We start from the raw sequence: 11,309 nt of genomic DNA on the forward strand, positions 1-11,309 counted from the left end.
CGGCCGACGGGTCGAGCGGCGGGTCGATCCGATCCACAGGCCGCCCCGCCGCACGCCGGCGGACGCCGCACGCCGTCCGCCGTCCGCGCTAGAGCTTCTGTACCGGCGCGTACCGCAGCAGCAGCCGCTTCGGCTTGTCGTCCCCGAAGTCGATGGTGGCCTGGGCGTCCGCGCCGGCGCCCTTGACCTCCATGACCGTGCCCAGCCCGAACTGGTCGTGCGTGACGCGGTCCCCGACCACCAGCGTGATGACGGGCTTGTCGGAGGCGCGCCGCGTGGCGAACCCCGAGGGGCCCGACTTCGTGCGGGACGAGGAAAGGAACGACTCCGGAGAGGTCCCGAACGAGCTCCTGGAACCGGAGCCGCCCGAGGAGCCCGAGCCGTAGCCCGAACCGCGCATCGGTCCGGCCGGCTTCTGGGTCGCGCCCGTGCGCTTCCACTGGAGGTACTCGGTCGGGATCTCCTCCAGGAAGCGTGACGGCGGGTTGTACGAGGGCGTTCCCCAGGCGCTGCGCATCGAGGAGCGCGTCAGGTAGAGCCGCTCGCGCGCCCGCGTGATGCCGACGTACGCGAGGCGTCGCTCCTCTTCCAGTTCCTTGGTCTGTCCCAGCGCGCGCATGTGCGGGAAGACCCCGTCCTCCATGCCGGTCAGGAAGACCACCGGGAACTCCAGGCCCTTGGCGGTGTGCAGGGTCATCAACGTGATGACGCCGCTGCCGTCGGTGTCCTCGTCGGGGATCTGGTCGGAGTCCGCGACGAGCGCGACCTGCTCCAGGAACTCCGCCAGCGTGCCCGGCCCGGGACCGGCCGCGGGGGCATCGGCATCGGCATCAGCGTCGGCGTCGGCGTCGGCGTCGACACCGCCCTCGGCACCCGCGTCGACCGCCGGGGTCTGCGGGCCGGCCGCGCGGGCCTGCTCGAACTCCAGCGCCACCGCGGCGAGTTCCTGGAGGTTCTCGATCCGCGTCTCGTCCTGCGGGTCGGTCGAGGCCTGGAGCTCCGCGAGGTAGCCCGTCCGCTCCAGCACCGCTTCCAGCACCACCGCCGGGCCCGCGCCCGACTCCACGATGGTCCGCAGTTCCTCCATGAGCACGTTGAACCGCTTCACGGCGTTGGTCGAGCGCGCGGCCATGCCGAAGGCCTCGTCCACGCGCCGCAGCGCCTGCGGGAAGGTGATCTTCTCGCGCATCGCGAGGGCGTCGATCATCGCCTCGGCACGCTCGCCGATGCCGCGCTTGGGTACGTTCAGGATGCGGCGCAGGGGGACGTTGTCCTCCGGGTTCGCCAGGACGCGCAGGTACGCGAGGACGTCGCGGACCTCCTTGCGCTCGTAGAAGCGGACACCGCCGACGACCTTGTAGGGCAGGCCGACGCGGATGAAGATCTCCTCGAAGACGCGGGACTGCGCGTTCGTGCGGTAGAAGATCGCGACGTCGCCGGCCTTGGCATCGCCCGCGTCGGTCAGCCGGTCGATCTCGTCGGCGACGAACTGCGCCTCGTCGTGCTCGGTGTCCGAGACGTAGCCGGTGATGACCGCGCCGGTGCCGGCCTCGGTCCACAGGTTCTTCGCGCGGCGGTTCTCGTTGCGCTCGATGACGGCGTTGGCGGCGGACAGGATGGTCTGCGTGGAGCGGTAGTTCTGCTCCAGCAGGATCGTCGTCGCGTCCGCGTAGTCCTCCTCGAACTGGAGGATGTTGCGGATGGTCGCGCCGCGGAACGCGTAGATCGACTGGTCGGCGTCGCCCACCACGCACAGCTCGGCGGGCGGCAGGTCCGGGTAGCCGGTGCCGACCAGCTCGCGCACCAGGGTGTACTGGGCGTGGTTGGTGTCCTGGTACTCGTCGACGAGGACGTGCCGGAAGCGGCGCCGGTAGTGCTCGGCGACCTCCGGGAACGCCTGGAGCAGGTGCACCGTGGTCATGATGATGTCGTCGAAGTCGAGGGCGTTGGCCTCGCGCAGCCGCCCCTGGTACATCGCGTACGCCTGGGCCAGCGTCTTCTCGAACCCGTCCGCCGCCTGGCCCGCGAACGCGTCCTCGTCGATGAGCTCGTTCTTGAGGTTCGAGATCTTGGCGTTGAAGGACTTCGGCGGGAACTTCTTCGGGTCCAGGTCCAGGTCGCGGCAGACGAGCGCCATCAGGCGCTTCGAGTCGGCCGCGTCGTAGATCGAGAACGAGGAGGTGAAGCCGAGGCGCTTCGACTCGCGGCGCAGGATCCGTACGCACGCGCTGTGGAACGTCGAGACCCACATGGCGTTCGCGCGCGGGCCCACCAGGCCCTCGACGCGTTCCCTCATCTCGCCGGCGGCCTTGTTGGTGAAGGTGATCGCCAGGATCTGCCCCGGGTGGACCCCGCGCGCGGCCAGCAGGTGGCCGATGCGGTGGGTCAGGACCCGGGTCTTGCCGGAGCCGGCGCCGGCCACGATGAGCAGCGGGGAACCCGCGTGGAGCACGGCGGCGCGCTGCTCGGTGTTGAGCCCGTCCAGGAGCGCCGCCGGGTCGATGACCGGTTTGGGCGCCCCGTCGCGGTAGTGGGAGTCCCCGCTCATGGGTACGTCGAACCGGCCGCCGAAGAGGTCGTCCGCGCCCGCTTCCGGGGCGGCGTGATCCTCGGGCGGCGGCTGGACCTCGTCGGAGGGGGAGAGGTCCGCCAGGAAACTGTCGTCAAAGAGGCTGCTCATCGCCTTCCGAGTTTAGGGGGCCGGACCGACAGCCGGTCCCGGCCCCGAAAAATCGGCGGCATATGCCCGTATCCGGCCCGTCCGACCCCCTCCCGGGGGCGGGTCAGTCGAGCACGAGCGCCAGCAGTCCGGGGAAGCGCAGCTCCAGGTCCTCGCGCCGCAGGGCCAGGTAGAGCCGGCGTCCGGCGGGGCGGCGGGTGATCACTCCGCTCTCGTACAGCGTCCTGAGGTGGTGCGTGACGCTGGAGCGCGGCAGGTCGGGTACCACCTCGCCGCAGAACGCCTCCGTGCCCGAGGCGAGCCTGCGCACGATCTCCAGCCGGACGGGGTGACCGAGCGCCGCGAGGACGTCGACGAGTTCCAGCCGGTCGACGTGCGGTCGGTCGACGTGCGGTCGGTCGAGTTCCAGCCGGTCGACGTGCGGTCGGTCGACGTCCGGCCGGTCGATGTCGGGGTGGGGTGGTTCAGCGGCGGGAGTGGCGGCCATGTCCTTACTCTACGCAGGCCAGGACGGGCCTCGCCGGGCCGTGCGGGCCGCAACCGACCTGCCGGATTCGGCTCGGGGGACGCCCCGTACGCTCGACGGCATGGACGTATTGATCAAGGTCTTCGTCGGCCTGCACATCATCGGGATCGCCTCGCTCCTCGGCGGATTCCTCACTCAGATGAAGGCGATGGGGGCCGGCGCCGCCCGCTTCGTCCCGGCGATGCTGCACGGCGCGCTGACCATGCTCGTGACCGGCGTGCTGTTGGTCGGCTTCCGGGAGATGGACGGCGGAACGGTCAACCAGGTGAAGATAGGCGTGAAGCTCGCCGTCCTCTTCGTGATCCTGGCGCTGGTCTACGTGAAGCGGGACGAGGAGCGGGTGGACAAGGCCCTCTTCGGCGCGGTCGGCGGACTGACCATCGCCAATATCTTTATCGCCCTGCTCTGGCACTGACCGGTCAACTGCGGTCGATTCGGGTCATCTCGTCATCGGCCCGTTACCTTCAGGTTTAACGTCCTCCCCCAAGACCAACGGAAGGACGTGACGCCCCCGTGGCAAGTCATCGAAAGCCCAGGCAGCGCCCGCTCTCCGGCCCCGCCGTACGGACCGCGGCCACCACCCTCGCCCTCGCGGGCGCTGCCACCGCCACCGTCTTCGAAGGCGTCTCCCAGGCCGAGCCCCGTCAGAGTCCCGCCCAGGTCGCGGCGGACGTGGACCGGCTCTACGAGGAGGCCGAGGCGGCGACCGAGCGGCACAACGGGGCGAAGGAGAAGGCCGACGAGGCCGAACGGGAGCTGACCGGCCTGCGCGACGAGGCCGCCCGCCGAACGGACCGGCTCAACACCGCGCGCACCGCCCTGGGTTCGCTCGCCGCCGGGCAGTACCGCAGCGGGAGCCTGGGGCCCGCGGTCCAACTGGCGATGGCCGAGGATCCGCAGGAGTACCTGGAGCGGGCCGCGTTCCTGAACCGGACCGGTGACCGCACCGCGGCCGAGGTGGCCTCCGTACGGGCGCAGTTGGACCAGGTCGCGAAGGTGCGCGAGAAGGCCTCCGGGCGGCTGGCGGACCTGCGCGGGCGGCGGGACGAACTCGCCGAGACCAAGGCCCTCGTCGAGGGCAGGCTGGCCGGCGCCAAGCGGTTGCTGGCGAAGCTCACCGCGGAGGAGCGGGCGGCGTACGAGGCCCGCTCGGCGCCGGGCACCTTCACCGCCGCCGGCGCGCCGGGCGGCGCGGTGTCACCGGTCGCCCTGCGGACCGCCGCGGCGGCGCCCGCCGACGGTTCGCGCGCCGCGCGGGCCATCGCCTTCGCGCACGGGGCGATCGGCAAGCCGTACGTCTGGGGGGCCACCGGGCCGGGGTCGTTCGACTGCTCGGGCCTGACGCAGGCCGCCTGGCGGGCCGCCGGGGTCTCGCTGCCCCGCACCACCTACACCCAGATCAACGCCGGACGCCGGGTCTCCCGCGACCAACTCGCCCCGGGCGACCTGGTGTTCTTCTACTCCGGGGTGACGCACGTCGGCCTGTACATCGGGAACGGCCAGATGATCCACGCCCCGCGTCCCGGCTCGACGGTCCGGGTGGCCCCCGTGGACTCGATGCCCTGGGCGGGCGCGTCCCGACCCGCGTAGACCCGGACCCGCGGGGCGACCGCGCCGGCTCCCACGGCGTCTTGACCTGCCGGTCAGGCTCGTCACGCCGGCGAAGAGGCCCTCGGAACGTGTCCCGTCCCCTCCGCCGGCGCGTCGTGGATCACAGGGCCGCGGCCAGCGACCCCCTCGGGGTCACACCAGGCGGCGGGCCGTGGCCCAGCGGGTCAGCTCGTGCCGGTTGGAGAGCTGGAGCTTGCGCAGCACCGCCGAGACGTGGGATTCCACGGTCTTCACCGAGATGAAGAGCTGCTTGGCGATCTCCTTGTACGCGTAGCCGCGCGCGATCAGCCGCAGTACCTCGCGCTCGCGCTGGGTGAGCCGGTCGAGGTCCTCGTCCACGGGCGGCGCGTCGGTGGAGGCGAAGGCGTCGAGCACGAAACCGGCCAGCCGGGGGGAGAACACCGCGTCCCCGTCCTGCACCCGGAAGATCGAGTTCACCAGGTCGGTGCCGGTGATGGTCTTGGTGACGTAGCCGCGCGCGCCGCCGCGGATGACCCCGATGACGTCCTCGGCGGCGTCCGACACCGACAGGGCCAGGAACCGCACCGGGTTCTCGGCGGCCGACATCAGGGGGGCGCAGCGCCTCAGCACCTCGACCCCGCCGCCGCCGGGCAGGTGCACGTCGAGGAGCACCACCTCGGGGCGGGTGGCGGTGATGACGGTGACGGCCTGGTCCACGTCCGCGGCCTCGCCGACGACCTCGACGCCGGTCCGCGCGGTCTCGCCGATCTCGGCCTGTACGCCGGTGCGGAACATCCGGTGGTCGTCGACGAGCACCACCCGGACCCTCCCCGGGCCGGCGTCGGGGGCTCCCCCGGTCGGCGCGCCGGTGTTCGCGTTGTCCTCGGTCATGCTGCGTTCGCCGCCCTCTCCATCTCCAGCTCGACTTCCGTGCCGCCGTCGGGCGCGGACCGCAGTCGCGCGGTCCCGCCGTTGCGCTGCATCCGGCCGATGATCGATTCTCGTACGCCCATCCGGTCGTCCGGTACCGCGTCGATGTCGAATCCCGGGCCGCGGTCCCGTACGGACACGAACACGGTGCGGCCCTCGACTTCCGCGTACACCTGTACCGGTCCGCCCTCGCCACCGTACTTGGCGGCGTTGACCATCGCCTCGCGTGCGGCCTGGATCTGGGCGGACAGCTTCTCGTCGAGCGGGCAGTCGCCGACGACGACGACCTCGATGGGGACGCCGTGGTGGTCCTCGACCTCGGCGGCGGTCCGCTTCACGGCGTCGGCGAGCGTGGTGGGTTCCTCGGCCTCGTCCTTGCCGGTGCCCTCGGGCTTGTACAGCCAGTTCCGCAGTTCGCGTTCCTGGGCGCGGGCGAGGCGGCGGACCTCGCCGACGTCCTCGGCGTTGCGTTGGATCAGGGTGAGGGTGTGCAGCACCGAGTCGTGGACGTGGGCCGCGACCTCGGCGCGTTCCTGGGCGCGGATGCGCATCAGGCGTTCCTCGGAGAGGTCCTGGGTCATCCGGATCAGCCAGGGGCCGGCGAGCAGGGCGACGCCGACGAGGACGGCGAGGGTGGCGGTGAGGACGTTGCCGAGTTGGGCGGCGGAGCCCCGTACGACGATGAACACGGTCAGGCCCACGCAGACCAGCGCCACCCCGGCGAGCGCCCTGGCCGCCTGGAGCAGCCGGCCGTGCCGTCCGGCGGCGGCGCTCCAGTGGGCGCGGCGGGCGTTGTCGGCCTGCCGCCAGACCAGCACCACGCCGGCGCCGACGAGCAACGTGGGCCAGACGTAGCGGCCGTTGGCGCCGCCGACCCGGAGCTGGGAGAAGAAGATGCCCGCGCCCACGCACAGCGCGATCAGTGCGGTGACCTGCCCCTTGTCGGGTTTGCGCAGGCGCCGGCCGCCGTCGGCGAGGGTCTCGAAGTAGGAGCGGTGTCCGGTGCGGCCGCCGATGCCGAGGGGTACGAAGACCCAGAACGCGGCGTACAGCAGGATCCCGAGGCCGTCCCCCCACATGAACAGGCCGAGGAACGCGAGACGGACCCAGACGACGGGCAGCCCGAGGTGCCCGGCGAGTCCGCGCGCGACCCCGCCGAGCATCCGGCCGTCGGCGCTGCGGTAGAGCTTGCGGTGCGGTGCCTCGGAGCCCGGCGGGGTCTCCTGTACGTGCGGGATGCGGGGGGCGGCTGCTGCGGGCATGGCACTGATGGTCACACGGTCGGCGGGCGCGGGGCATCAGGGCAGCCCCCCACTTCGATCGGGGGGATATCAGGGTTGTCCCAGGGTCGGGCCGGATGCCTCGGGGGTGGACGGCCCGTCACCATGGACCCATGACCGAAGTACACGAGGCCCCGCCGACGGATTCCGGGGCTCCCGCCCCTCCCGAACACCCTCCGCTGCGCCGCGGCAGGCGCGACAAGGTGCTCGCCGGCGTGTGCGCGGGACTCGGCCGGTACTTCGACCTGGACCCGGTGGTGTTCCGGATCGTGCTGGCCGTCCTCGCCGTCACCGGGGGCGTCGGCCTGATCTTCTACGGGTTCGCCTGGCTGCTGCTCCCCCAGGACGGCGACGAGGAGTCCGAGGCGAAGAAGCTGCTGACGGGCCGGGTGGAGGGGGCGACCCTGGCGGCGTTGTTCGCGGCGCTGGTGGGCTGCGCGCTGTTCCTGACGATGGTGGACAACGGCGGGCTCGGGGTGTTCTCGATCCTGGTGATCCTGGCGCTCGGCGGGGCCTCGTACTGGTCCCGGCGGCGGGCCGGCGGCGCGCCGGAGGCGGAGGCGCCGCCCGCGCACCGTGCGGTGCCGCCGCCCGAGACGCAGGCGCCGCCCGCGCCCGGCAGCCCCTCCTGGTGGCGGGACCCGCTGGTCAAGGACGGTACGACCGGCCCGGTGGGGGCCACCGGGTACCTGTGGGGTCCGGCGGACGTGGACGCCCCCGCCGGCGGGAAGCAGGCGCCTGCCGCGCCCGTGTCCCGGGCGGTCGGGCGGGGCGGCATCGGCGGGCGGGTGTTCGTGCTGGCGCTGCTCGGCGGGGCGGTCGCCACCGCCTCGGTGTGGGAGGGCAGCACGCTCTCGCACGCCCTCACGGTCGGGTTGGCCGCCGCGCTGGTCGTCTTCGGGCTGGGGCTGGCCGTCAGTTCGGTCAAGGGCCGGACCGGCTTCGGGACGATCCTGCTGTCCCTGATGACCGCCGGGTTGTTGGCGGCGGCGGGCTCGCTGCCGAAGGAGATCGGCACGGACTGGCGGGACGTCTCCTGGCGGCCCGCCGCGGTGGCCGACGTACGGCCCTCGTACGAGGCGGGCACCGGGCTGGCGACCTTGGACCTGAGCCGGCTGGACGTGCCGAAGGGCGCCACGCTGTCCGTCCGGGCCTCCATCGACGCGGGCCGGCTGAAGGTGGTCGTGCCCCGCGAGGTCACCGCGCGGTCGGACATGACGATCCGGTTGGGTGACCTGCGGCTGCCCGGAGAGAGGGGCGGGCAGGTACGCGTCAAGACCGGCGGGGAACACCGGTCCCAGACGTTGCCCCCCGCCGCCGGCACCGAGGCCGGTGGAACGATCGAGCTGCACCTCGAAGCGGGTGTGGGACAGGTGGAGGTGGCCCGTGCGGCGTCATGAGTTCCAGCCGGGACGGCTGATCGCGGGGCTGGTCCTGCTCACCGCGGGCACGCTGCGCCTGCTGGACGCGGCCGGCGAGGTGGACCTGCCCTGGCTCGCCGTGGTCCCGATGGCCGCGGGCGGCCTCGCGCTCGCGGCCGTCGTCGGGGTGGTGACCTACGCGGTGCGTCGGGACCGGCGCGAGCGGATCGCGGAGTCCAGCGACAGGTAGGGCGCCCCCGCGAGGATCAGCGGGGTACAGGCCATCAGGTAGATCAGGTCGTTGCCGTAGTAGTACGGGGTGACCGCCCAGGAGACCGTGAGCCACAGGCTGAGGGCGATCAACGCACCGCCCAGGGCGGCGATCCGGGTCAGCAGTCCGGCCAGGAGCCCGAGGCCCACCAGGAGCTCGCCGACGGCCAGGGTGACGGCGAAGCCGACGGGCGCCCTCAACGACAGGTCCACCAGGGCGGGGATCGCGGAGGTGTCGCGGACCCCGCGCATCAGTTCGCCGATGGAGCCGTCGCCGCCGGCGGAGAGGAACGCGGAGTCGGTCAGCTTGTCCAGACCCGCGTAGACGAAGGTCACGCCGAGGAAGATCCGCAGGGGGAGGAGGGCGTGCCGGGCGGCGAGTTCCCGCAGTCCGGGGGCGGCGCCGGAAGGGACGTCAGTTCGGGTCACGCCGTCAGTTCGGGTCACGCCCCATGTCTACCCCGTCGTCGTTCACTCCGCCACGTCGATGCCGCAGCGGTTCGACTCCACTCCGGCGGCGGTCACCACCGAGACGTCGACGCGCCCCGGTTCCACCTCCGCCGGCACCGGCACGGTCAGCACCGCGTCGGACGGATTGGTGAACCCGCCGGCCACCGGCACCAACGGCACGTGCACGTGGACCGTTCCGATCCGCACCACCAGCCGGGCCAGCATCTCCGGCGTCTGCGCGCCGGGCGGCACGAAGCCGACGCCCCGGATCTCGATGTCGTCCCCGGGGCGGACGGCCGAGTCCAGGTCCCCGGGCTCCCGTCTGCGCACCACCGACAGCACCAGCGGGCGGCTGCCCTCCGCGTACTTCGCCGCGAGGTACACGGCGGCCGACAGGGCCACCAGCAGGGCCAGCGCCCACGGCAGTCGGGGCAGCCGGTCGGGGAAGCGGGCCAGCGACACCGCCGCGAAGGCCAGCACCACCGTGGAGACCAGCACGTACTGGGCGTCCGCGAGGCTCCCCCGGCCCGCGTCGTCCGTCAACAGGTCGGCGCCCGAGGGCCGGTCGGCGGGCAACTTCTGGAGCCGCTGCCCCATGATCCGTACGGAGACCACCCGGCGCACCAGCACCGCCACCCCCGACGTCAGCGCGAGCACCGCCAGCAACGGCAGCGCCCGCCCGAGCGCCGGCCCCGCGTACAGGGCGTCGCGTTCGGGCCCCGGCGAGGAGACGGCGAGCCGCAGTGCGGGCAGCAGGACGGAGAAGGCGATCAGGATCAGCCAGGCGCTCGGCACGGCCTTGGAGGTGGACAGCCGGTTGTCCTCGCCGACCAGCGGGGCCAGCAGTCCGCCGCGCAGCGACTGGGCCCGGGACCCGACGGTGAGCAGCGCCACCAGCACCAGCGCGGCCAGCAGTCCGGCGGTGCGCGCCGACGACCAGCCGGCGCCCAGCGCGGTGCCGACCTGGACCAGCAGCAGCACCCCGGCGGCGATCCACAGGGCGAGGACGGCCCGCCGGGACAGCAGGTACAGCCAGGAGTGCCCGGCCTCTCGGCCCCGGTCGGCGACCGTGCGGGCGGACAGGGTCAGTTCGTCGGAGACCCACTGGCGGGAGGCGCCGGCGGATCGGGACACGGCGGCCGGGAGGCCTTGGCCGGCGGCGAACTCCTCGCGCTTCTCCAGGAAGGCGGCCACCGCCCGGCGGTGTCCCTCCCTGGCTCCGTGGGGGCAGTCGTCGCAGGTGCAGGTGCCACCGTGGGTACTTCTGGGGATCTCTTGGACAGCCACGTGCGTGCCGCCTCTCTGAACTCCGGTGCGATGCCAGCGAATTGTGCACCACTGCGGCAGTGCTCCGGATTGCGCACGATGTCAGAGCAGGTGATTAACCGTTCATGATGTTGACGTCACCCTTCCGGCGGCGCGGAACGGTCCTGCGGCGCGACGGTCTGCCAGAGCGGCTGGTAGCTCACCCAGGCCGCGAGGTCCGTCCCGAACCGCTCCCTGGTGGCGACCGCGGCGCGGTGGTCGACCGGCACCGGCTTCCCGGCCGCCCGGGCGATCAGCTGCACCTGCGCGGCCCGCTCCGCCGCGATGAACCACCAGGCCGCCGCGTCCACGGAGTCCCCGACCGTCAACAGCCCCTGGTTGCGCAGGATCAGCGCCTTGTACGGGCCGAGCGCGCGGCCGATCCGCTCGCCGTCACCGTCCCCGGCGTACTCGTCGAGGAGCGCGTGGTCCTCGTAGAAGGCACAGGCCTCCCGGGTCACGGGGGCCAGCAGCTCGCCGAGGGCGGCCAGCGCCCTGCCGTACGGGGCCTGGGTGCGCACCACCGCCACCACCTCGGGCCGGGCCCGGTGCACGGCCGCGTGCACGGCGAACGCCAGTTGGTTGACCCGCCGCTCCCCCAGCAGCACCCGGCCGTCCCCGTCGACCAGCAGCAGGTCCTCGGCGCCCAGCCCGGCGAAGGCCCGACCGAAGGGGTTCACCCAGTAGCGGTCCTCGAACTCGGGGTCCCGCGCGGTGACGTGGCCGCCGACGCCGTCCTCGTACCCGAGGCGCCCGAACAGCCGCAGCGCGCCGGCGAGCCGTTCCTTGCGGTGGGCGCGCTCGTCGGCCGGGTCCGGGTGCCGGGGCGGCAGCTCGAAGCGCAGCCGGTCGGCGGGAACGGGTTCCAGGGCGGGCTGCTGGTCGGGCATGGCCACTCCTCGGTCGGCGTCGACTCGCGGCGCAAGGTACCGGCA

At 72.9% G+C, this 11,309-nt stretch carries 11 protein-coding genes; 4 read left to right on the top strand and 7 right to left on the bottom strand.

Annotated features, from left to right (window positions below):
- Positions 1–88: 88 nt before the first annotated feature.
- Positions 89–2,680 carry an ATP-dependent DNA helicase gene (locus ACFYW3_RS11870; RefSeq protein WP_389386170.1) on the bottom strand — a complete coding sequence of 864 codons (2,592 nt, stop codon included), beginning with the start codon at positions 2,678–2,680 and terminating at the stop codon, positions 89–91.
- Positions 2,681–2,783: 103 nt separating this feature from the next.
- Positions 2,784–3,167 carry an ArsR/SmtB family transcription factor gene (locus tag ACFYW3_RS11875; protein ID WP_389386171.1) on the bottom strand — a complete coding sequence of 128 codons (384 nt, stop codon included), beginning with the start codon at positions 3,165–3,167 and terminating at the stop codon, positions 2,784–2,786.
- Between the two features lie 100 nt (positions 3,168–3,267).
- Here ACFYW3_RS11875 and ACFYW3_RS11880 point away from each other — a divergent pair, with 100 nt between their 5' ends.
- Positions 3,268–3,621 (top strand): hypothetical protein, encoded by a 354-nt coding sequence (locus ACFYW3_RS11880; RefSeq protein WP_351760596.1) that lies wholly within the window; start codon positions 3,268–3,270, stop codon positions 3,619–3,621.
- Between the two features lie 98 nt (positions 3,622–3,719).
- The gene (locus ACFYW3_RS11885; protein ID WP_389386172.1) at positions 3,720–4,796 is read left to right on the top strand and encodes an NlpC/P60 family protein; all 1,077 of its coding nucleotides are present in this window, start codon (positions 3,720–3,722) and stop codon (positions 4,794–4,796) included.
- A 153-nt stretch (positions 4,797–4,949) separates the two neighbouring features.
- Here ACFYW3_RS11885 and ACFYW3_RS11890 read toward each other — a convergent pair whose 3' ends face one another.
- Entirely contained in the window at positions 4,950–5,669 is a 720-nt protein-coding gene (locus ACFYW3_RS11890) for a response regulator transcription factor (protein WP_267796806.1), read from the bottom strand.
- A complete protein-coding gene (locus ACFYW3_RS11895; protein ID WP_351760602.1) occupies positions 5,666–6,970 on the bottom strand; it encodes a PspC domain-containing protein in 1,305 nt (434 codons plus the stop codon). The genes ACFYW3_RS11890 and ACFYW3_RS11895 overlap by 4 nt, the downstream gene beginning before the upstream one ends.
- Before the next feature lie 131 nt (positions 6,971–7,101).
- Between ACFYW3_RS11895 and ACFYW3_RS11900 the strand changes: the two genes are divergently transcribed.
- Both ACFYW3_RS11900 and ACFYW3_RS11905 read left to right on the top strand, forming a co-directional pair.
- Positions 7,102–8,388, top strand: coding sequence for a PspC domain-containing protein (locus ACFYW3_RS11900; protein ID WP_351760604.1), 1,287 nt, complete (start codon positions 7,102–7,104; stop codon positions 8,386–8,388).
- The gene (locus ACFYW3_RS11905) at positions 8,375–8,599 is read left to right on the top strand and encodes a hypothetical protein (protein ID WP_351760607.1); all 225 of its coding nucleotides are present in this window, start codon (positions 8,375–8,377) and stop codon (positions 8,597–8,599) included. Before ACFYW3_RS11900 ends, ACFYW3_RS11905 begins: the two co-directional genes overlap by 14 nt.
- Here the strand turns inward: ACFYW3_RS11905 and ACFYW3_RS11910 are convergent.
- The 3 genes from ACFYW3_RS11910 to ACFYW3_RS11920 all read right to left on the bottom strand — a co-directional run bounded on the left by ACFYW3_RS11910 (position 8,545) and on the right by ACFYW3_RS11920 (position 11,270).
- Positions 8,545–9,048: a DoxX family membrane protein gene (locus ACFYW3_RS11910; RefSeq protein WP_389386173.1), complete on the bottom strand. Its 504-nt coding sequence runs from the start codon at positions 9,046–9,048 to the stop codon at positions 8,545–8,547. The genes ACFYW3_RS11905 and ACFYW3_RS11910 overlap by 55 nt on opposite strands.
- A 42-nt stretch (positions 9,049–9,090) precedes the next feature.
- Complete coding sequence (locus ACFYW3_RS11915) at positions 9,091–10,356, bottom strand: hypothetical protein (protein WP_351760609.1); 1,266 nt, start codon at positions 10,354–10,356, stop codon at positions 9,091–9,093.
- A gap of 116 nt (positions 10,357–10,472) precedes the next feature.
- A complete protein-coding gene (locus tag ACFYW3_RS11920; protein ID WP_389386174.1) occupies positions 10,473–11,270 on the bottom strand; it encodes a class II aldolase/adducin family protein in 798 nt (265 codons plus the stop codon).
- Positions 11,271–11,309 lie beyond the last annotated feature (39 nt).

Source organism: Streptomyces sp. NPDC002602, assembly GCF_042889445.1.
In the GTDB taxonomy this organism is placed as follows: Bacteria; Actinomycetota; Actinomycetes; order Streptomycetales; family Streptomycetaceae; genus Streptomyces.

What these genes read in the sequence shown, in the direction of transcription:
- ACFYW3_RS11870 (WP_389386170.1), bottom strand. Translation starts at nt 2,680, where the DNA reads ATGAGCAGCCTCTTTGACGACAGTTTCCTGGCGGACCTCTCCCCCTCC.
- ACFYW3_RS11875 (WP_389386171.1), bottom strand. Translation starts at nt 3,167, where the DNA reads ATGGCCGCCACTCCCGCCGCTGAACCACCCCACCCCGACATCGACCGG.
- ACFYW3_RS11880 (WP_351760596.1), top strand. Translation starts at nt 3,268, where the DNA reads ATGGACGTATTGATCAAGGTCTTCGTCGGCCTGCACATCATCGGGATC.
- ACFYW3_RS11890 (WP_267796806.1), bottom strand. Translation starts at nt 5,669, where the DNA reads ATGACCGAGGACAACGCGAACACCGGCGCGCCGACCGGGGGAGCCCCC.
- ACFYW3_RS11895 (WP_351760602.1), bottom strand. Translation starts at nt 6,970, where the DNA reads ATGCCCGCAGCAGCCGCCCCCCGCATCCCGCACGTACAGGAGACCCCG.
- ACFYW3_RS11900 (WP_351760604.1), top strand. Translation starts at nt 7,102, where the DNA reads ATGACCGAAGTACACGAGGCCCCGCCGACGGATTCCGGGGCTCCCGCC.